This window comes from Caulobacter sp. AP07 (assembly GCF_000281955.1).
Classification (GTDB): domain Bacteria; phylum Pseudomonadota; class Alphaproteobacteria; order Caulobacterales; family Caulobacteraceae; genus Caulobacter.
The window spans coordinates 1-18,849 of record NZ_AKKF01000185.1; the positions used below are offsets into that span (position 1 = coordinate 1).

Consider the following 18,849-nt stretch of genomic DNA (forward strand, 5'->3'; position numbering starts at 1 on the left):
GGGAGAGGGTTCAGGACGTTCGACGATGTATCGGCGGGAGCCCCGCGGCGACCGGGGCAGGTCTCGCGGGCGATGAGGGGAACCGGCCTTGCGGCGCTCCACGCCCCTCCCCGAGGGGAGGATCTCGCCTTAGCCCCCGACCGACCGCAGGGCCCGCATCTGCGGTCGCGTCAGCAGCGCGCGGAGGTCGTCCTGGAAATCCAGGCGGCAGGCATGGGCCGACCAGGCGCCCAGCTTTTCCCGGCGCGTGCGAGCCTCGCACATCGCCTCGCCTGCGGCGTCGATCCGGGCCTTGAAGACGCGGGCGTCGTCGGCCCGGCTCAGGTCGAGGTCGCCGATCGGGATGCGCACCACCGGCGCGGTCGGCGCGGCGTGGGCCGCCTGGGCCAGGCCCAGCACCGGCAGCGCCGCCAGGGCCAGGACCGCGGCGGTGGAGAGCTTGGCGATGAACGTTCCCATGTCGGCATTCCCTGTAATCCCGACGCCGTCCGCGCCGTTGTTGGGGAATCTATGCCGGCAAGACTTTAGGAACGCCCGTTACGTCTGCTTCATGACGCTGAATTCACAAATGAACGGACTGTAACGTTCTACTGTGCTGAAGAGTTCAGGCGCGCTTCCTTGATCGGCGGCCTTTCCAGGGCCTGGTAGACCACCGTGCGCGTGGTGGCGTCGAGGCCCGAGCCGACCCCGCCCAGGCGCTGGATCATGCCGATGAAGAACAGGTCGTTGGTCGGGTCGACCCAGAACCAGGTGCCGGCGCTGCCGCCCCAGCTGATGGTGCCGGCCCCCACCGGCGCGCCCGAGGCGCGCGGGTCGACCGTCACCGCGATGTCCAGGCCGTAGCCCATGCCGGCCCCGAACGGGAACGGCTTCTTGTCGGGCCGCAGGACGTTGGCGGTGCCGTTGGTGGTGATCTGGAAGCTGGCCGGCAAGTGGTTCAGCCGCATCAGGGCCACGCTCTCGGGCTCGAGCACCCGCACGCCGTCCAGCTCCCCGCCGTTGAGGATCATCTGGGCGAAGCGGGCGAAGTCGCCGGCGGTGGACAGCAGCCCCCCGCCGCCCGACGGGGCGGGCGGCGGCTGGGTGATGTCGCGCCACGGGCCCTCGCCGGCCGGGATCAGCTTGCCGGTGGCCGGATCGGCGTCATAGACGGCGGCCACCCGGGACAGCTTCTCGGGCGGGGCCCAGAAGGCGGTGTCCTTCATGCCCAGGGGCACGAAGATCCGCTGCTCCATGAACACCGGCAGCGACTGGCCCGACAGCTTCTCGACAATGTAGCCCTGGATGTCGGCGGCGACGCTGTAGCGCCACAGCGTGCCCGGCTGGGCGAACATCGGCAGCGTGGAGACCTTCTGGATCATCTGCTCCAGCGACTCCGACTGCAGCACTCCGGCCCGGTAATAGGCCTGGTCGGCCAGGCTGCCGGGGTCGTCGGCCAAGCCATAAGCGAAACCGGCCGTGTGGGTCATCAGCTCGCGCATGGTCGGCGAGCGGCTGACGGGAGTCAGGATCGGACGGCCCTCGGCGTCGACGCCCGAGGCGATGCGCAGATTGGCGAACTCGGGCACGTACTTGGTGACCGGGTCGTCCAGCTTCCACTTGCCCTCCTGGTAGAGGATCAGCATCGCCACGCCGGTGACCGGCTTGGTCTCCGAGCGAATGCGGAAGATGGCGTCGGCGGGCATGGCCTCGCCGGTCTCCAGGCTGCGCTTGCCGAAGGTCTTCAGCGACACGACGCGGCCGTGGCGGCCCAGCAGGGTGACGCCGCCGGCGATCTGGCCCTGGTCGACCAGGGCCTGCATGGTCTCGTCCAGCTTCCTGAGCTTGACCGCCGAGAAGCCCATCGTCTCGGGCTTGGCGCGCGGTAAGGGCGCGGCCGTGACCGAGCCCGCGGCCGTGAGGCCGAGCAAGGCGGCCAAGGCGGCGGCGGTCTTACGGGAAAAGCGCGCGACCGCCCCGCCCATCACTTCGGCCTGAACCGCTTCGACGTCGGGAAGCCCTTGGGCGACAGCTTGCCGGCCCCGGCCCGACGACCGATCCACTCGCGCCACTCGACCCAGTCGCGACGCCGGCCGGCGGTGTCGACCCAGAACGCGCCGCCGTCGGTGTTGAACGAGATGGCGTCGCGCAGGCCGCCCTCGCGATAGGCCTGCAGCTTGACGCCCTTGCCACGCGGCATTTCCGGCAGTTCCTCCAGCGGGAAGATCAGGATCTTGCCGTTGTCGCCGATCACCGCCAGCTGGTCGCCGACCGCTTCCAGGCAGAAGGCCGCGCCGGCCGCGTCGACCGTCAGCACCTGCTTGCCCGCCTTGCGGTTGGCCAGGGCTTCCTCCTCCGGCAGCAGGAAGCCGTAGCCCTGCTTGGAGGCCAGGAAGCGCTTGCGCCCGGCCTTGAACGGGAAGACGTCGATGATCTTCACCTTGTCGTCCAGCTCGATCATCATCCGCACCGGCTCGCCATGGCCGCGGGCCGACGGCAAGTTGGAACAGGGCAGCGTGAAGAACCGGCCGTCGCTGGTGAACAGCAGCAGCTTGTCGGTGGTTTCGGCCGGGACCAGGAAGCCCAGCTTGTCGCCTTCCTTGAACTTCAGTTCCGACGGGTCCTCGACCTTGCCCTTGGCGGCGCGGATCCAGCCGCGGTCCGACAGGATGACGGTGATCGGCTCGCGGACGATCATCGCCTCCAGGGCGGCCTCGGCGTCGACCACCGGCGCGTCCTCGAAGATCGAGCGGCCGATCACCCCGGTCGGGCGCGGCTTGTCGTGCGGGTGCTTGATCTTCAGCAGCACGGCGCGCACCTGGCGCAGACCCGCGCCGACCAGATCCCACTGCAGCTTGTCGCTGGCCAGCATGGCCATGATGCCGTCGCGCTCCTCCACCAGCTCGGCGTGCTCGCGGCGGATCTCCATCTCTTCCAGCTTGGCCAACTGGCGCAGGCGGGTGTTGAGGATGGCGTCGGCCTGGAGCTCGCTGAGGGCGAAGGCCTCCATCAGCTTCTTCTTCGGCTCGTCCTCGTAGCGGACGATGCGGATCACCTCGTCGAGATTGAGGTAGGCGATCAGCAGGCCGTCCAGGATGTGCAGACGGGCTTCGATCTTGCTCAGCCGGTTGCGAGCCCGGCGGGTCAGCACGTCGCGACGGTGGGCCAGGAAGGCGACCAGCGCCTGCTTGATGCCCATGACGCCGGGGGTGCCCCGCGCGTCCAGCACGTTGATGTTGACCGGGAAGCGGCTTTCCAGCGCCGAGAGCTTGAACAGGCTCTCCATCAGCACTTCGGGCTCGACGTTCTTGGACTTGGGCTCCAGCACCAGCCGGATGTCCTCGGCGCTCTCGTCGCGTACGTCGCCCAGCAGGGCGGCCTTCTTGCTGTCGATCAGGTCGGCCAGCTGCTCGACCAGGTCGGACTTCTTCACCTGGTAGGGGATCTCGGTGACGACGATCTGGTAGGTGCCCCGACCGGTGTCTTCCTTCTCCCACTTGGCGCGGGTGCGCACGCCGCCGCGGCCGGTCTCGTAGGTCTCCAGCAGGCTTTCGCGCGACTCGACGATCACGCCGCCGGTCGGGAAATCCGGGCCCGGCACGCGTTCCAGGATGTCGGCGGTCGTCGCCTCGGGGCGCGACAGCAGCAGCAGGCAGGCGTCGATCAGCTCGGCCGGGTTGTGCGGTGGGATCGAGGTGGCCATGCCCACGGCGATGCCCGACGAGCCGTTGGCCAGCAGGTTCGGGAAGCCCGACGGCAGGACCACCGGCTCCTCGTCCTGGCCGTCATAGGACGGCTTGAAGTCGACCGCATCCTCGTCGATGCCGTCCAGCAGCAGCATGGCCGCCGCGGTCATCTTGCATTCGGTGTAGCGCATGGCGGCGGGGTTATCGCCGTCGATATTGCCGAAATTGCCCTGGCCGTCGACCAGCGGCACCCGCTGGGCGAAGTCCTGGGCCAGGCGGACCAGGGCGTCGTAGATCGACTGGTCGCCGTGCGGGTGGAAGTTACCCATCACCTCGCCGACCACCTTGGCGCACTTGCGCGCGGCGCCTTCGGGGTTGAGGCGCATGTTGTTCATGGCGTGCAGCACGCGACGGTGCACGGGCTTCAAGCCATCGCGCACGTCGGGCAGGGCCCGCGAGCCGATCGTCGACAGCGCATAGGCCAAGTAGCGCTTGGACAGCGCCTCGCTCAGCGGTTCGTCGAGAATGCGATCGCCGTCGCCGGGACCGCCAGGGGGGAGGACTGGTTTGTTCATCGGGGAGATTCGTTACGCGTGGAAGGCACCCTAGCCAATCCCGCGCGGCAAATCCTCCCCTTGAACGCCTTTTGTTCTCAAGCTTCGACCAGACGCGGGTCGCCCGCCTCGATCGCCAGCTTCCTGCGGGTGGTCAGGGCGCCGTCGCGGCGGGTGATGGCGTCCAGCACCTTGAACTCGGTGACCCAGCGCTCGGGGGTCACGTCGCAGATCGCGTAGCCGCGCTGGCTGTTGTTGAACTTCAGCTGCGGATTGACGGCCTGGATCTTGGCGTAGTCCGGGGTCTGGTCGACGCCGTCGCCGCCCGACGAGATCGAGGTGACCACGAACTCCGAGGCGATCGGCCGGGCGGCCGGGTGGGCGCCGTCCAGCTGCAGTTCGCCGGCGAAGTTCTGATGCTCGTCGCCGGTCAGCACCACGGGGTTGGCGATCTTGCGGTCGCGGAGCGTCTTGAGCAGCCGCTCGCGCGGGGTGCGATAGCCGGCCCAGCTATCGGGATTGGCCAGCACGCCCGGGCCCGGATCGCGGTCGAGGTCCATCATCATCACCTGCTGGGCCAGGACGTTCCAGGTGGCCTTGGAGGCGGTCAGGCCCTCGGTCAGCCACTTCTCCTGGCGCAGGCCCATCATCTCGGCGTCGGTCCGGTCCAGCTCGTTGCAGGCCACGAACTTGTCGCCGCAGGGCTGGTCGCTGCGGAACTGGCGGGTGTCCAGCAGGTTCAGCTCCAGCAGCCGGCCATAGGCGGCGCGGCGGTAGATCTGGACCGAGGTCCCGACCGGGAAGGCGCTCATCCGCAGCGGCATGTGCTCGTAATAGGCCTGGGCGGCGGCCTGGCGGCGCAGGTTGAAGACCTTGGGGTCCGTGCCGTCCTGGTCGAGGTCGGAGACCCAGTTGTTGTCGGTCTCGTGGTCGTCCCAGACCACGAACCATGGCGCCGCCGCATGGGCGGCCTGCAGGTCGGCGTCCATCTTGTACTGGGCGTAGCGGCGGCGGTAGTCGTCGAGGCTGTAGATCTCGCCGCCGAAGTGCTGGCGGACGTTCTCGACCGGACCGTTGGGACCGTTCCAGACACGATTGCCGCGCCCTTCGTAGATGTAGTCGCCGTAGCAGAACACGAAGTCGGGGTTGTCCTGCGCCAGGCGGCGATGGGCGGTGTAATAGCCCTGCTCATAGTTCTGGCAGCCGGCGACGGCGAAGCGCACGCGGTCCACGGCGGCGCCGGCGGCCGGGGCCGTGCGCGCCCGGCCGACCAGGCTGCGCTCCTTGCCGGCCGTGAAGCGGTACCAGTAGTCACGCCCGGGCTCGAGGCCCGCCACCTCGACGTGGACCGCGTGGCCCAGCTCGGGCATGGCCACGGCCGTTCCCTTGGCCGCGACGGTCTTGAAGCCGCGGTCGGCGGCGACCTCCCAGCCCACCTCGACCGGGGCCGTGGGCATGCCGTAGCCGATCTCGAACGGTTCGGGGGCCAGGCGGGTCCAGATCACGAAGCCGTCGGGCCACGGATCGCCCGAGGCGACGCCCAGCTGGAACGGATACTGGACGAACACCGCCTGGGCGAAGGCCCGGTTGCCGACCAGCGGGATCGACAGCGCGGTGACGGCGGCGGCGCCGAAGGTCCGCAGCAGCCGGCGGCGGTTCAGGGCGTAGCGGTCGAGGACGAGCGACATGGGCGGGACTCCACTGGGGTCCTCGCCGCATAGCCGCGCATTGTGACGGTTCGTCCGGCCTCCCGGCCCTAGGCGGCGTCCTGGATGTCGAAGCGAGCCACCCTGCCCTCCCGGAAACGGAAAACGTGGCCGACCGTCTTGTCCTTGAGCCCGTGCGCCTGCCCCCCGAGCGGCCTGCCTTCGAGATCGCGGATCGTCTGCCGGACTTCCGCGACGATCGCGCCGTCCGCGGCGCGATGAAAGCCCACGGGCTCGACGTGCGCACTGACCACCGCCCACTGGCGGGTCCAGTAGGCGCGCACAGCCTCGCGGCCATGGACATGGCCGCCGTCCATGCCGTTGGCCCAGGCGACATCGTCGGTGAGCTGGCTCAGCACGCCGTCGATGTCCCGCGCGTTGAAGCGATCATAGAGGCCTTCCAGAATTCTGACGGCGTCGTCCATCGGGTCTCTCCATGCGGGTTGCGCCGGCGGCGAATGCATTTACATATGCACATATGTATTTCGACGATGATCGGCGCAAGGGGGTGAGTTGGGATGGACCTGGATGTGCTCTCGACGCCCGGGCACCTGATCAGCCTCGCGGCGCGCGGCTTCGCCCGTCTCAGCGAGGCGCGGCTCAAGCCGCTCGGCTTCGGCGTCGGACATCTGCCAGTGCTGATCGCGCTTCGGGACGGCCGGGCCGACACGCAACGCGACCTCGCCCGCTTCGCCAGGACCGAGCAGCCGCCGATGGCGCAGATGCTGGCCCGCATGGAGCGGGACGGGCTGATCCGGCGAACGCCCAATCCGGCCGACGGACGCAGCAGCCGCATCACGCTGACACAGACCGCCGAAACGCGCCTGCCGGACGCGGTCGCGGTCCTGCTCCGGGGCAATCAAGAGGTGCTGCGCGGCTTCACGGACGAGGAGACCACGCTGTTCATCGACCTGCTGACGCGCCTGATCGCCAACCTCGATCGCAGCGAAGCGTCGCCTGGCTAGATCCCTAAAGCCGCCCCGCCTCGGCCAACCGGTCCAGCAGCCACACCCGGGCCGGCGGCAGCGGCTTGTTCAGCGGGTGGAACACGAACTGCTCGAGGAAGTGGCCGGTGATGTCCAGGCCCGCCTTGACGTCGCCCGGGGCCAGCCCGCCCTGGGCCGACAGCATGAACGGCGGCAGGGGCAGCAGCTTGTCGTGATAGGGCGCGCCCGCCGCCCGGCTGACGGCCCGGCCGGTGCGCGGGCTGACATAGACCAGGTCGTCCAGCGAACCGGTGGCGGCGCATTTGGAGAGGTCCAGGCCAAAGCCCAGGTCCTGCAGCAGCCCGGCCTCGAACCGCACATAGACCGCCGGCCAGATCTCGGGGATGGCCAGGGCGGCGATCATCGCCTCCAGGGCGTGGAAGGCGCCGGGATGCGGCTCGCGCTCGGGCAAGGCCCCGGCGGCGACGGCGGCGGCGGCCGAGAGGCCGGACAGGGCCAGCGGCTCGTCGAACAACGACGAGGGCCCCTCGCCCATCGGTTCCAGGGTGGCCCCGCCCAGCTGGCCGTCCATCCGGGCGCGATAGCGGGCGATGACCCGCGCTCCCGCTTGCAGGAACGGCTTCATCCGCCGCGAGGCCGCGCCCGAGACGTGGGCGGCGAACTTGCCGCGGTCCTGGGTCAGCAGTTCGACGATCGCCCCGGTCTCGCCGTGGGCGCGCGCCGACAGCACGAAGGCCTCGTCCTCCCACTCCATCAGCCCGGCGTCCCCCAGGCCACGACCTTCTCCAGCACGGGCCGCCAGGACGGCTCGACCGGCAGGCCGATGACGTCGCGCAGGGTCGCTTCCAGCTCGTCGACCGACAGGTCGCGCTGCTCGACCAGCGCGCCGACGACGTCGCGATGGGTCAGGCGGTTGTTCTTCATCGCGTAGCGGGCGGTGGGCGTCGTGCGGCCCGCCGTCAGGCTCCAGGTGAAGTGCGAGCTGGGGTGGGTGTAGGTGAAGAAATTGGCCGGCTCGTAGTCGACATCCATCCACGGCCCCAACGCCACCTGATAGGTCGGCGCCCAGGTTCCGGAGAGGTCGGCCTCGACCAGCCGCTCGCCGCCCATCTCGGGCGCGGCCGGGGAAATCCGGAAGGCGCCGTTGGGCGTCGACTGCACGGCGTCGGAGAACAGCCGCAACGGGCCGGTCAGGACGCAGCCGCCGAAGCCGACGTCGGCCAGCCAGGTCTCGTCGTCGCCGGGGATCTTCACCGCCAGCACCATGTGCGAGCGCGCGCGCGTCGGCGCCTCCGGCGGCTTCATCCACCAGACCCGCGCCATCAGGCCCTGGACCTCGAAGCCCAGCGCCGCCAGCACCCGCTTCAGCAGGCCGTTCTGTTCGTAGCAGTAGCCGCCGCGCCCAGCCCCGATCAGTTTGGCGTCGACGGCGGCCGGGTCCAGGTCGATCGGCCGGCCCAGCAGCACGTCGAGGTTCTCGAACGGGATGGCGTCGGGGTGCTTCTGGTGGAGGGCGCGCAGCACCGCGAGCGTCGGCTCGCGCGGGCCGTCATAGCCGATGCGAGCGAAATAGGCGTCGAGGTCCACGGCAGGAGAGACAGGAGCGAAGGCGGTTTCGATCTTGCTCATGGGCGGCGATATTCCCTGTCTGTTCACGGTCCAAGGACAGGGTGTCGGCGCTGAAGTCAAGGGCGGCGATAGGCGTTCCACCGCCAACAAAACGTTGTCATCCCGGCCGTAGCGCAGCGGAGAGCCGGGACCCAGGGCCACCGCATCGCGTCGGCCCCGGGGTCCTGGACAGCGCTACGCGCTTCCGGGATGACAACGAAATGATGCGATCACAAGCGCCCCTAAACGTCGAAGTCCAGGCCCATGTCGTTGAACAGCCCGCGTTCCTCGGCCCAGTTTTCCTTGACCTTGACGTGCAGGAACAGGTGGATCTTGCGGTCGAGGATCTGTTCCAGCTCCTCGCGCGAGGTCTTGCCGATCCACTTGATCACCTCGCCGCCCTTGCCCAGCACGATGGCCCGCTGGCCGTCGCGCTCGACATAGATGGTCTGCTCGATGCGGGCGCTGCCGTCCGGACGCTCCTCGAAGGCGGTCGTTTCGACGGACGCCGCGTAGGGCAGTTCCTCGTGGACGCGCAGGTAGATCTTCTCGCGGGTGATCTCGGCGGCCAGCAGGCGGGCCGGCAGGTCGGCGGTCTGGTCTTCCGGATACAGCCAGGGCCCCTCCGGCATCAGCGAGGCCAGCTTGGCCATCAGGTCGTCGACGCCGGCGCCGGTGCTGGCGCTGATCATGAAGACCTCGGAATAGACGCCGGTCTCGAACAGGTCCTGGGTGACGGCCAGCAGGGTGTCGCGCTTGACGCCGTCGATCTTGTTGAGCGCCAGGATCACCTGGCGGCCGGCGGCCTTCAGGCCCTCGATGATGGTCTGGACGTCCTGCACCGAGCGGTGCTCGCCGGCCGAGGCCCGGCGCTCGCGGGCGGCCAGTTCGGCCTGGACGTCGACCAGGTGGACGACGACTTCGCTGTCCTCGGCCCCGCTCCAGGCGGACCGGACCATGGCCCGGTCCAGCCGCCGACGCGGGGTGAAGATGCCGGGGGTGTCGACCAGGATGATCTGGGTCGAACCGGTCATGGCCACGCCGCGCACGGGGAAGCGCGTCGTCTGGACCTTCTGGGTGACGATCGAGACCTTGGCGCCGACCATGCGGTTGACCAGGGTGGACTTGCCGGCGTTCGGGGCGCCGATGATGGCGGCGAACCCGGCGCGGGTGTTTTGGGGGGTGGTTTCAGTCATTGCGGGTGCGTGTAGCACCGATGGGGCGAAAAAGCCCTCCCCCTGTGGAGGAGGCGACCACGAAGTGATCGGTGGGGGGAGTGTTGGGCAGACGACCACTGGCAGGATCGAGGGGCCTAAAACTCCCCCCACCGGCCTTCGGCCGCCTCCCCCATAGGGGGAGGACCTTTAAACCCCCGCCCCTTCCCGCTCCAGCAGCGCCTTGGCCGCCGCCTTCTCGGCCTCCTGCCGCGAACGCCCTTCGGCATAGACCGGGTCGACGCCCGCCACCGTCACCTGCACGGTGAACACCGGCGCGTGGTCGGGGCCCTTGCGGTCCTTGACGGCGTAGGTCGGCAGCGGCTTGCCCTGGGCTTGCGCCCATTCCTGCAGGGCGGTCTTGGGGTCGCGCGGCTTGCCCTCGCCGGCCTTGTCGAACTCGCCGGACCACAGGTCGAGGAACACCCGGCGGGCGGTTTCCAGCCCGCCGTCGCGATAGAGCGCCGCCATCAGCGCTTCGGCGGCGCCGGCCAGGATCGAGTCGGTCTCGCGGCCGCCGATCTTGCTGGATGAGGCCGACAGCCGCAGGGCCGGGCCCATCTCGGCCGCGCGGGCCACGCGGGCGCAGGTCTCGCGGCTGACCAGGGCGTTGAGGCGCGGGGCCAGCTCGCCCTCCTTGGCCTTGGGGAAGCGCTCAGCCAGGGCCTCGGCGGCCAGCAGGCCCAGCACGCGGTCGCCGATGAACTCCAGCACCTCGTTGTCGGCCGTCTTCTTGGCCCCGTCGCCGACACTGGCGTGAGTCAGCGCCTGCTCCAGCAGCTTGCGATCGCCGAAGGTGTGGCCGATCCGGCGCTCGAGGTCGCCGACGGCGACTGCGCGCCTGTCCACTACTTTAGAACGCGGAAGAAGCGGCTCGGACGGGCTTCCGTGAACCAGGTCCAGGGCTTGAACAGGTGGGCGTCAGCGTTCCACGACAGCAGGATCAGCTGGGCGCGGCCCACCAGGTTCTCGGCCGGCACGAAGCCGACGCCTTCCTGCATGCCGATGTACTGGTCGTTGCCCGGGTCCCAGGCGCAGACGCCCGAGCCGGTCTTGAACGGCGAGACCTGCGGGTCGAAGCGGCTGTCCAGCGAGTTGTCGCGGTTGTCGCCCATGAAGAAGTAGCAGTTCTCCGGCACCGTATAGACGCCGGTGTTGTCGGCGTCGCCGTCGGGACCATAGTCCTGGGTGGCGTACTTGCGGCCCTCGGGATTGGTTTCCTCGAAGCGCTGGATGCTGCGCGTGCCATAGCCCGTGTCGGCCAGCACCGAGGGCATCTCGGCGCGCTTCAGCGCCTGGCCGTTGATGTAGACCACGCCGCCGCGCACCTGCACCTTGTCGCCGGGCATGCCGATCAGGCGCTTGATGTAGTCGACGTTGGGGTCGCGCGGCAGCTTGAAGACCACGATGTCGCCGCGGGTCGGCGCCTTGCCCAGGATGCGGCCGTTGAACAGCGGCGGGCTGAAGGGGATCGAGTGCTTCGAATAGCCGTAGCTGAACTTCGAAACGATGATGTAGTCGCCCTGGTAGAGGTTGGGCTCCATCGACGCCGACGGGATGGTGAACGGCTGGAACAGCAGGATCCGCAGCACCAGGGCGATGCCCAGGGCGTAGGCGACCGTCTTGACGATCTCGATGAACTCCTTGACCGCGCCGTTCTTGTCTTCGGCGGTCTCGATGTCGGCGGTGTCGGTCATGCGCGCGGGAGCTCTCGACGGAATGGGCTTCGGGACGGACCCGACGAGCCTAGCTAGACGGGCTTTACGACGGGAGCAAGCGTGGCGCGCCCGCTTCCGCGCTCAGCTTGACCGTGCGACCAGGGCCTAAATTGTGGCGAAGGCCGCCAGCAGCATCAAGGCGACGAACCCCCAGCCCGCCAGCAGCCAGGCGAACGGCCGCTCCTGCCAGGGCATCAGGGCGCGACGAACACGCCCCTTCGCCGCCCGATGCGTCCTCGATTCGGTATCGACCCAGAAAGTCATCGCCCGGTCCCACAACGGCGCCGTTGGCGGCGTCTCGGGGGGATGGCTGCAAGACGGGGGCCGGTTGGACCTAGGCTCCGACCGCCACCGCCTCGATGATCACGAAGGCCTGGGCGTAGGGGTGGTCGTCGGTCAGCGACAGGTGGACCACCGCCGTCATGCCCGGCGGGGTCAGCTCGGCCAGCCGCTCGGCCGCGCCGCCGGTCAAGGCCATGGTCGGCTTGCCGGACGGCAGGTTGACCACGCCCATGCCGGCCAGGTGCACGCCGCGCTTCAACCCGGTGCCCAGGGCCTTGGAACAGGCCTCCTTGGCGGCGAAGCGCTTGGCGTAGCTGGAGGCGCGGTCGGGCTTGCGCTCGGACCGCCGGCGCTCGGTTTCGGTGAACACCTTGTTGGTGAAGCGGTCGCCGAACCGTTCGAGGGACTTCTCGATCCGGCGGATGTCGCACAGGTCCGAGCCGATCCCGATGATCATGCGGCGGCCTCTATGCGGGCGGCGTCCATCAGGGTCCGCATCCGCAGGATCGCCTGGGGCAAGCCGACGAAGATCGCCTCGCCGATCAGGAAGTGGCCGATGTTGAGCTCGGCGACCTGCGGGATGGCGGCGATCGGCTTGACCGTGGCGTAGTCGATGCCGTGGCCGGCGTGGACTTCCAGGCCCAGGCTCTGGGCCAGGGCCGCGCCGGTCTTCAGGCGTTCGAGGATGGCGGCGGCGCGGTCGGCGTGGCCGTCGCGGGCCGCGTCGCAATAGGCGCCGGTGTGCAGTTCGACGACCTGGGCCCCGACGTCGGCCGAGGCCTGGATCTGGGCCGGATCGGCCTCGATGAACAGCGACACCCGGGCCCCGACGGTACGCAGGCGGGCCGTGGCGTCGGCGATGCGATTGGCGCCGCGCACCACGTCGAGGCCGCCCTCGGTGGTCACCTCCTCGCGCCGCTCGGGCACCAGGCAGGCGGCGTGCGGCCGGGCGGCCAGGGCGATGGCGACCATCTCGTCGGTGACCGCCATCTCGAAGTTCAGCGGCTTGCCGCGCTTGAGGCACAGGTCGTTGAGCAGGGCGATGTCGGCGTCGCTGATGTGGCGGCGATCCTCGCGCAGGTGGGCGGTGATGCCGTCGGCCCCGGCCGCCAGGGCCAGTTCGGCGGCCCGCACCGGTTCCGGATAGCTGGACCCGCGCGCGTTGCGGATCGTGGCCACGTGGTCGATGTTGACGCCGAGCCGCAGCATGGTCGTCAGCCCCTCAGCCGCCGGCTGCCCGGGTCCTCGATCGGCACGGCCGCCAGTTCCGGCGGCAGGGCGTCGGCCGGATAGGCCGGGACTTCGAGGCTGCACAGCGAGACCAGCGGCACGCCGACATCGACCTTGCCGCCCGAGCGGTCGACGATGCAGGCGGCCGCGATGACGTCGCCGCCGGCCTCCTGGATCGCGGCGATGCACTCGCGCGACGACAGGCCGGTGGTGACAATGTCCTCGACCATCACGACCTTCTGGCCGGGTTCCAGGTGGAAGCCGCGCCGGAACTTGAAGGCCCCGCCCTCGCGCTCGACATAGATCGAGGCGACGTTCAGGTGGCGGGCGGTCTCGTAGCCCGGAATGATCCCGCCGACGGCCGGCGACACGGCCACGTCGGGCTGGCCCACGGTGGCGATGATCTTCTGCGCCAAGGCCTTGCACAGGCGCTCGCAGCGCTCGGGCCGCATGAACACCAGGTTCTTCTGCAGGAAGACGGGGCTGTGCAGGCCGGAGGACAGCACGAAGTGGCCTTCGCGCAGGGCGCCGGCGGCGCGGAATTCGTCGAGGACGTCGTCGTTGGTCATGAGACGTGGATATAGCGAACCCGCGCGAGTCTACAAATCGCGACGTGGCGCGAGGCCCGCGAACTCGCCGATCAGGGGAACAAAAGCCAAACCCAACCGCTATGGTCTGGTCCCCGCGTGAGTGAGGCGGACACGAGTCGCCCCGGGCAAACCCCGTGAGGCGCGACGGCCACCGCCGGCGTAAGGCGCGTGCGCGAAAACTCCCGACACCCAGCCGGTCCGCGACCGCGGACATGACGAGCAACCCACAGGTGGCTCCATGACCCACGACACCATCGCGACCTCGGCCAGCCTGTACCGCAAGGCCGACGAGCTCGACCTGCTCGCCCTGAAGGCCACCCGTCCCGGACATGCCAGCATCTACCGCCGCGTGGCCAATGCGAACCGCGTGGCCGCCGCCTTCGCCAAGATCTCCGAGACGATGGACTGTCACGACGCCCAGGCCGGTGTAGGAAAGGACCATGTCGGATGAATCGCTTCCCCCGCCCCGTCCCCGCGTCGGCTGCGGCGCCGCCGTCCTCGACGCCCGGGGCCGCCTGCTGCTGGTCCAGCGCCGCCGCGCGCCCGAAGCCGACCACTGGGGCGTGCCGGGCGGCAAGCTGGACTGGGGCGAAAGCGCCCGGACCTGCGCCGAACGCGAGATCGCCGAGGAGCTGGGGATCACCATCGTCGCGGGAGCCGTGCTGGCCGTCACCGACATGATCGCGCCCGACCACCACTGGGTGGCCGTGACCTATCGCGTCGAGCGGTTCGAGGGCCAGCCGGCGGTCCAGGAACCGCAGGCCCTGGCCGACTGGGGCTGGTTCGCGCTGGACGCCCTGCCCTCGCCGCTGACCCAGGCGACCCAGGACGCCGTGGCCGCCCTCTAGGCGCTGCGGACAGTTATGCGGCCCAATCGCCGCGAGCGCGTGTCCAACTCAAAAATTCCGTCATCACCCGCTTTATGCGGGTGACCCAAGCGGCGCTGGACATAACGTCAGACCCTGCTTGGGTCCCCCGAACAAGTCGGGGGATGACGAATTGTGGGTGGGTGTGAGCGCCAGAATATCCGCGGACGTAAAATCAATCCTCCGGGCTAAGTGTCCACAGCCTCTAGAGCTCCCTGGTCAGCCGCCAGGCCCGTAGCGGCAGGATATAGTCGCGGTTGCCGATCGCCTCCGCGTCGAGTCCCGCCAGCACCGCCCCGATGTCGAACGCCATGGCGCGGCTGCGTTCGAAATAGCCGTGCTGGGCCACGGGATCGGCGTGGGCGGCCACGTTGCGGCAATCTACCAACACCACCTTCTTGGGCAGCAGGTCGACCATGCGCGGTCCGTCCGAGCCCAGCCGGTCGGGATTGGCCTTGGTCTTGTCCGAGATCGTCAGCGCGCGGTCGGCCGGATTGAAATAGACCGTCACCTGCCGCGCCAGCCGCGGCAGCAGCTTGAGCTTGTCGTCGCGCTCGAAGGTGTCATCGTCCTCGTCGGGCGCGGCCAGCAGGATCTGGTCGAAGGCCCGCGTCAGGCTGTCGGGCTGCTTGGCGATCGTCGCCTGCAGGCCCTGGCGCAGCACATAGGCCCCCATGCTGTGGGCCAGCAGGTGGATGCTGCGCTGGCAGCGATCCTCGACCGCCATCTTGAACAGGAACTCGCGCAGCTTGAGGAAGGTCCGCGCCAAGGCGGGTCCCGAGGCCCGGGCGTCCTCGCGATCGCTGTAGTACGACATCAGCGGCACCGCCTCGCCGTCCGAGGGCCAGCTGAACACCACGACGTTCACCGGCCGGCCGGCGTCGGTCGCCATGGCCCGCACCCGTACGTCGCGCGCCAGCCTCGCCCCGGCCTCCAGGGCGCCGTTGAAGCTGACATTGAAGCCGTGGATGAACACCAGGGTGTCGCAGCCCCCGTCGATCATCGCCTTGCGCAGGTCTTCGAGAAAGGCGCCGCCGCCGGTCTTGGTGATGTCGGGCTCGCCCTTGATGTCGGGATAGACGAACACCGACCCCGATTGCAGGCTCTCGGCCCCGTCGGGAAAATCCACGTGGCCGAACCTCAGGGCCGCCACGCCGTCGGGATTGAAGCGCGGGCCGAAGACCAGCTTCTTGTTCTCGGGCTGGTGGTTCCTGTTGGTGGCGAAATAGACCCGAACGGCGACCATGCTCGCTCCCTCGCGCGTTACGCGCCGGGAGGATGTCTCCTTCACGCGAACACCACAAGGCGGCCGGCGCCGAGTCCGACCGGTCCCCAACGGTTGTCATCCCGGAAGCGCGTAGCGCTGTCCGGGACCCAGGGGCCGGCGCTTTGCGGTTGCCCTGGGTCCCGGCTCTCCGCTTCGCTGCGGCCGGGATGACAACCTGAGTGGGCGTCTTGAGGTCGCTAGGAAATCGCGATCTTCAAACCTAGCCCCGCGTCCGGTCCACCGTCTCGACCGTCGGACAGGTCCGCAGCGCCGCCGAGATGTTGGTCAGGTGCTTGGCGTCGCGCACCTCGACGTCGATGTCGACGTCGAAGAAGTCGCTCTGCCGGTGGTGCATGCGCAGGTTGACGATGTTGCCGCCGGCCTCGCCGATGATCGTGCAGACCTGGCCCAGCACGCCGGGCGCGTTGCCGATGGTGGCGTGCAGGCGGGCCAGGGACACGGTCTCGCGCTCGGCCTCGGGCGTCCAGTTGAGGTCGCGCCAGAGGTCCTCGCGGTCCTCGTACTCGGCCAGTTTCGGGCAGTCGATGGTGTGGACGTCCAGCCCCTCCCCGTCCTCCCGCAGGATGCCGACGATGCGGTCGCCCGGCACCGGGCTGCAGCAGTGGGCGAAGTGCAGCGAGACGCCCGGAGTCAGGCCGCCGCCGCGCACATAGAGCCGCGCGCCCTTGCCGCCCTCGATCTTGCGCCGCGCCGTGGCCACGGCGACGTCGGTGTCCTTCATGCCCGGGAAGGCCGTCTCCAGCACCTGGCTGGGCGACACCCGGCCGCGGCCGACGGCGTCGAACAGGGCGTCCTCGGTGTCGAGGGCGTAGCGCTCGAGGATCGGCCGCAGCGACACGTCCTTCAGCTTCTTGCCGGCCCGTTCGAAGACCTGTTCCACCGAGGCCTTGCCCAGGCGCAGGAACTCTTCCTTCTCGGTCTGGCGGATATGCCGCCGGATGGCCGAGCGAGCCCGGCCGGTCACCGTCAGCGAGCGCCAGTCCGGCGGCACCACCGGCTTGGAGCCGCGGATCACCTCGACCACGTCGCCGTTGTTGAGGCCGGTGCGCAGCGGCTTGAGCTCGCCGTTGATCTTCACGCCGATACAGGTGTCGCCGACGCTGGTGTGGACGGCGTAGGCGAAGTCCAGGGGCATGGCGCCGCGCGGCAGGCTGACCAGCTTGCCCTTGGGCGTGAACACGAACACCTGGTCGAGGAACATCTCCAGCTTGGCGTGCTCGACCAGCTCCTCAGCGTCGCCGCCGTGCTCCAGCACCTGGACCAGCTGGCGCAGGTTGGCCAGGGGATCGCGGCCGCCGGCCGCCTCCATGCCTTCCAGGTCCAGGCCGTAGGAGGCGTCCTTGTAGCGGAAGTGGGCGGCCACGCCCTCTTCGTTGACCCGGTCCATGGCCTCGGTGCGGATCTGCATCTCGATGCGCATGCCGCGCGGCCCCACCACCGTGGTGTGCAGCGAGCGGTAGTTGTTGCGCTTCGGGGTCGAGATGAAGTCCTTGAAGCGGTCGGGCACGCTGGACCAGGCGCGGTGGACGACGCCCAGGGCGCGGTAGCAGTCCTCCTCGCTGTCGACGATCACCCGGAAGGCGTAGATGTCGGACATCTGCGAGAAGCCGATCGACTTGCGCTGCAGCTTGCGCCAGATCGAATAGGGCGACTTCTCGCGGCCGAACACCCGGGCCGGCACGTCGGCCGATTCCAGCCGCGCGGCGATCTCCTGGCTGACCAGGGCCACGGCCCCGCCCTGCTCGGCCCGCAGGGTGTCGAGCCGGCGGATGATCGCGTTGCGGGCCACCGGGTTGGTGTGCTCGAACGACAGCTCCTCCAGCTCGGTGCAGATGCGGTGGCAGCCGATATTGCGGGCCAGGGGCGCGTAGATGTCGCGCGTCTCGCGGGCGATCCGCTCGCGCTTGGCCTCGCTCTTGATGAAGTGCAGCGTCCGCATGTTGTGCAGACGGTCGGCCAGCTTGACCAGCAGGACGCGGACGTCCTTGGAGATGGCCAGGATGAACTTGCGCAGGTTCTCGGCCTGGCGCGAGTGCTCGGCCTGGAGCTCCAGCTTGGACAGCTTGGTGACGCCCTCGACCAGCTCGGCGATCTCCTCGCCGAACAGCCCCGCGATCTCCTCCTTGGTGACCGGGGTGTCCTCGATCACGTCGTGCAGCAGCGCCGTGACGATGGTGGCGGTGTCGAGCCGGTATTCGGTGAGGATGCCGGCCACCTCGATCGGGTGGGCGTAATAGGGGTCGCCGCTGGCCCGCGTCTGCGAGCCGTGCATGCGCATGGCGTAGACATAGGCGCGGTTCAGCAGGGCTTCGTCCGCCGTCGGATCGTAGGCGTGGACGCGCTCGATCAGCTCGTACTGGCGAAGGAACTTCTGGCGGGGCTTGGCGGCTGAAGTCGGTACCGGAGCCGCAGCGGGCTCAATGGAAACCACAGACGACGACGCGCCCGATTCGGAATCGGGCGCGCGTTCGGAAGGAGCGGCGGCGGGCGCCGCTTCGAGGATTAGAGGGTCTGCGCCGTCGGGGCTCAGTACCGCTCCTCCTGACCGCCGTCGCGGTCGCTCTGCAGGGCGCGAACCAGCTCGAGTTCGCTCATCTGCATGTGGGTGGGATCGGCCAGCAGGGCGAGGGTTTCGGCCTCTTCCTCGGCTTCGGTGTGCTCGTCCACACGTTGCAGCGTGGTGATCAGCTGTTCCTTGAGGCCCTCGTGGTCGACCACGTCGTCGGCGATCTCGCGCAGGGCGACGACGGGGTTCTTGTCGTTGTCGCGATCGACGAGCAGCGAGGCGCCGGCCGAGATGCCGCGCGCCCGATGGGCGGACAGCAGGACCAGAGCGAAGCGGTTGGGAACCTTCTCGACGCAATCTTCGACGGTGACGCGGGCCATGAATTCCTCGGGCTGTGAGCCTTGGTTATCGCAAAATAGGGTTCCACGCGGCGTTGTGCAACGCCGCAGAGGTGGAGTCCCAGCTTTCGCGAGGGGGCGCTTATGCCGCGTTCGTGGGGAGAAGTCCAGCGGGACGGAACGGGCGCCGACCCTGGAGATGAGGTTCTGAGCCGACCGGCTGCTTTCAGGCGGTGAGCCAAGGTCGGCTTTCGACCCTGAGCGGACATTCGGGATCCCTCTCTCTTTGAGAGAGGGAGGGGCCCGCCGCGAAGCGGTGGGAGGGTGAGAGGTTACA

General features: G+C 69.1%; 19 protein-coding genes and 2 pseudogenes. 4 read left to right on the plus strand and 17 right to left on the minus strand.

The genetic code is table 11. The features are described 5' to 3' along the window. Positions 1-129: 129 nt before the first annotated feature. The 5 genes from PMI01_RS16310 to PMI01_RS16330 form a co-directional block, all read right to left on the minus strand. Complete coding sequence (locus PMI01_RS16310) at positions 130-459, minus strand: UrcA family protein (RefSeq protein ID WP_007671217.1); 330 nt, start codon at positions 457-459, stop codon at positions 130-132. Between the two features lie 128 nt (positions 460-587). Next, entirely contained in the window at positions 588-1,964 is a 1,377-nt protein-coding gene (locus PMI01_RS16315) for a serine hydrolase domain-containing protein (RefSeq protein WP_007671220.1), read from the minus strand. Then, positions 1,964-4,240, minus strand: a complete 2,277-nt coding sequence (gene parC, locus PMI01_RS16320) for a DNA topoisomerase IV subunit A (protein WP_007671222.1) — start codon at positions 4,238-4,240, stop codon at positions 1,964-1,966. Before parC ends, PMI01_RS16315 begins: the two co-directional genes overlap by 1 nt. A gap of 77 nt (positions 4,241-4,317) precedes the next feature. Beyond that, positions 4,318-5,907, minus strand: a complete 1,590-nt coding sequence (locus PMI01_RS16325) for an alkaline phosphatase D family protein (RefSeq protein WP_007671224.1) — start codon at positions 5,905-5,907, stop codon at positions 4,318-4,320. Between the two features lie 68 nt (positions 5,908-5,975). After that, positions 5,976-6,350 (minus strand): nuclear transport factor 2 family protein, encoded by a 375-nt coding sequence (locus PMI01_RS16330; RefSeq protein ID WP_007671225.1) that lies wholly within the window; start codon positions 6,348-6,350, stop codon positions 5,976-5,978. A 93-nt stretch (positions 6,351-6,443) separates the two neighbouring features. Here PMI01_RS16330 and PMI01_RS16335 point away from each other — a divergent pair, with 93 nt between their 5' ends. Beyond that, positions 6,444-6,890, plus strand: coding sequence for a MarR family winged helix-turn-helix transcriptional regulator (locus PMI01_RS16335; protein ID WP_007671226.1), 447 nt, complete (start codon positions 6,444-6,446; stop codon positions 6,888-6,890). Positions 6,891-6,894: 4 nt separating this feature from the next. On the opposite strand, the gene recO is transcribed toward PMI01_RS16335, so the two are convergent. Continuing rightward, positions 6,895-7,626, minus strand: a complete 732-nt coding sequence (gene recO / locus PMI01_RS16340; protein ID WP_007671227.1) for a DNA repair protein RecO — start codon at positions 7,624-7,626, stop codon at positions 6,895-6,897. Further along, entirely contained in the window at positions 7,626-8,501 is an 876-nt protein-coding gene (locus PMI01_RS16345; protein ID WP_007671228.1) for an arylamine N-acetyltransferase family protein, read from the minus strand. Before PMI01_RS16345 ends, recO begins: the two co-directional genes overlap by 1 nt. Before the next feature lie 95 nt (positions 8,502-8,596). On the opposite strand from PMI01_RS16345, the pseudogene PMI01_RS28215 reads away from it, so the two are divergent. Further along, positions 8,597-8,670: pseudogene (locus tag PMI01_RS28215) on the plus strand (hypothetical protein); the annotation flags it as partial. 52 nt (positions 8,671-8,722) lie between these two features. On the opposite strand, the gene era reads toward PMI01_RS28215, so the two are convergent. The 6 genes from era to pyrE all read right to left on the minus strand — a co-directional run bounded on the left by era (position 8,723) and on the right by pyrE (position 13,493). Continuing rightward, on the minus strand, positions 8,723-9,676 hold the full coding sequence (gene era, locus PMI01_RS16350) for a GTPase Era (RefSeq protein WP_007671229.1): 954 nt from the start codon (positions 9,674-9,676) through the stop codon (positions 8,723-8,725). Positions 9,677-9,844: 168 nt separating this feature from the next. Then, on the minus strand, positions 9,845-10,543 hold the full coding sequence (gene rnc, locus PMI01_RS16355; protein ID WP_007671230.1) for a ribonuclease III: 699 nt from the start codon (positions 10,541-10,543) through the stop codon (positions 9,845-9,847). Continuing rightward, positions 10,543-11,391, minus strand: coding sequence for a signal peptidase I (gene lepB, locus PMI01_RS16360; protein WP_007671231.1), 849 nt, complete (start codon positions 11,389-11,391; stop codon positions 10,543-10,545). The genes rnc and lepB overlap by 1 nt, the downstream gene beginning before the upstream one ends. A gap of 355 nt (positions 11,392-11,746) precedes the next feature. Continuing rightward, the gene (gene acpS / locus PMI01_RS16365) at positions 11,747-12,151 is read right to left on the minus strand and encodes a holo-ACP synthase (protein ID WP_007671233.1); all 405 of its coding nucleotides are present in this window, start codon (positions 12,149-12,151) and stop codon (positions 11,747-11,749) included. After that, on the minus strand, positions 12,148-12,903 hold the full coding sequence (locus tag PMI01_RS16370; RefSeq protein ID WP_007671234.1) for a pyridoxine 5'-phosphate synthase: 756 nt from the start codon (positions 12,901-12,903) through the stop codon (positions 12,148-12,150). The genes acpS and PMI01_RS16370 overlap by 4 nt, the downstream gene beginning before the upstream one ends. A gap of 5 nt (positions 12,904-12,908) precedes the next feature. After that, the gene (gene pyrE / locus PMI01_RS16375; RefSeq protein ID WP_007671235.1) at positions 12,909-13,493 is read right to left on the minus strand and encodes an orotate phosphoribosyltransferase; all 585 of its coding nucleotides are present in this window, start codon (positions 13,491-13,493) and stop codon (positions 12,909-12,911) included. 259 nt (positions 13,494-13,752) lie between these two features. On the opposite strand from pyrE, the gene PMI01_RS16380 reads away from it, so the two are divergent. After that, complete coding sequence (locus PMI01_RS16380; protein WP_007671236.1) at positions 13,753-13,965, plus strand: hypothetical protein; 213 nt, start codon at positions 13,753-13,755, stop codon at positions 13,963-13,965. Beyond that, a complete protein-coding gene (locus tag PMI01_RS16385) occupies positions 13,955-14,362 on the plus strand; it encodes an NUDIX domain-containing protein (RefSeq protein WP_007671237.1) in 408 nt (135 codons plus the stop codon). The genes PMI01_RS16380 and PMI01_RS16385 overlap by 11 nt, the downstream gene beginning before the upstream one ends. Positions 14,363-14,585: 223 nt before the next feature. Here the strand turns inward: PMI01_RS16385 and PMI01_RS16390 are convergent, their stop codons facing one another. The 4 genes and pseudogenes from PMI01_RS16390 to rpoZ form a co-directional block, all read right to left on the minus strand. Beyond that, positions 14,586-15,626, minus strand: coding sequence for an alpha/beta hydrolase (locus tag PMI01_RS16390; RefSeq protein WP_007671238.1), 1,041 nt, complete (start codon positions 15,624-15,626; stop codon positions 14,586-14,588). 120 nt (positions 15,627-15,746) lie between these two features. Beyond that, a pseudogene (locus PMI01_RS28220) lies at positions 15,747-15,826 on the minus strand (hypothetical protein); the annotation flags it as partial. A 41-nt stretch (positions 15,827-15,867) separates the two neighbouring features. Beyond that, on the minus strand, positions 15,868-18,090 hold the full coding sequence (locus tag PMI01_RS16395; protein WP_085954880.1) for a RelA/SpoT family protein: 2,223 nt from the start codon (positions 18,088-18,090) through the stop codon (positions 15,868-15,870). Between the two features lie 104 nt (positions 18,091-18,194). Then, positions 18,195-18,554 (minus strand): DNA-directed RNA polymerase subunit omega, encoded by a 360-nt coding sequence (gene rpoZ, locus PMI01_RS16400; protein WP_007671240.1) that lies wholly within the window; start codon positions 18,552-18,554, stop codon positions 18,195-18,197. Positions 18,555-18,849: the final 295 nt, after the last annotated feature.

Bases quoted from the DNA above. Each gene is read 5' to 3' on its own strand.
- PMI01_RS16315 (WP_007671220.1), bottom strand. From the start codon at position 1,964: ATGGGCGGGGCGGTCGCGCGCTTTTCCCGTAAGACCGCCGCCGCCTTG.
- acpS (WP_007671233.1), bottom strand. From the start codon at position 12,151: ATGATCATCGGGATCGGCTCGGACCTGTGCGACATCCGCCGGATCGAG.
- parC (WP_007671222.1), bottom strand. From the start codon at position 4,240: ATGAACAAACCAGTCCTCCCCCCTGGCGGTCCCGGCGACGGCGATCGC.
- PMI01_RS16310 (WP_007671217.1), bottom strand. From the start codon at position 459: ATGGGAACGTTCATCGCCAAGCTCTCCACCGCCGCGGTCCTGGCCCTG.
- pyrE (WP_007671235.1), bottom strand. From the start codon at position 13,493: ATGACCAACGACGACGTCCTCGACGAATTCCGCGCCGCCGGCGCCCTG.
- PMI01_RS16385 (WP_007671237.1), top strand. From the start codon at position 13,955: ATGTCGGATGAATCGCTTCCCCCGCCCCGTCCCCGCGTCGGCTGCGGC.
- PMI01_RS16380 (WP_007671236.1), top strand. From the start codon at position 13,753: ATGACCCACGACACCATCGCGACCTCGGCCAGCCTGTACCGCAAGGCC.
- PMI01_RS16335 (WP_007671226.1), top strand. From the start codon at position 6,444: ATGGACCTGGATGTGCTCTCGACGCCCGGGCACCTGATCAGCCTCGCG.
- PMI01_RS16325 (WP_007671224.1), bottom strand. From the start codon at position 5,907: ATGTCGCTCGTCCTCGACCGCTACGCCCTGAACCGCCGCCGGCTGCTG.
- PMI01_RS16370 (WP_007671234.1), bottom strand. From the start codon at position 12,903: ATGCTGCGGCTCGGCGTCAACATCGACCACGTGGCCACGATCCGCAAC.
- PMI01_RS16390 (WP_007671238.1), bottom strand. From the start codon at position 15,626: ATGGTCGCCGTTCGGGTCTATTTCGCCACCAACAGGAACCACCAGCCC.
- PMI01_RS16345 (WP_007671228.1), bottom strand. From the start codon at position 8,501: ATGAGCAAGATCGAAACCGCCTTCGCTCCTGTCTCTCCTGCCGTGGAC.
- rpoZ (WP_007671240.1), bottom strand. From the start codon at position 18,554: ATGGCCCGCGTCACCGTCGAAGATTGCGTCGAGAAGGTTCCCAACCGC.
- recO (WP_007671227.1), bottom strand. From the start codon at position 7,626: ATGGAGTGGGAGGACGAGGCCTTCGTGCTGTCGGCGCGCGCCCACGGC.
- era (WP_007671229.1), bottom strand. From the start codon at position 9,676: ATGACTGAAACCACCCCCCAAAACACCCGCGCCGGGTTCGCCGCCATC.
- lepB (WP_007671231.1), bottom strand. From the start codon at position 11,391: ATGACCGACACCGCCGACATCGAGACCGCCGAAGACAAGAACGGCGCG.
- PMI01_RS16330 (WP_007671225.1), bottom strand. From the start codon at position 6,350: ATGGACGACGCCGTCAGAATTCTGGAAGGCCTCTATGATCGCTTCAAC.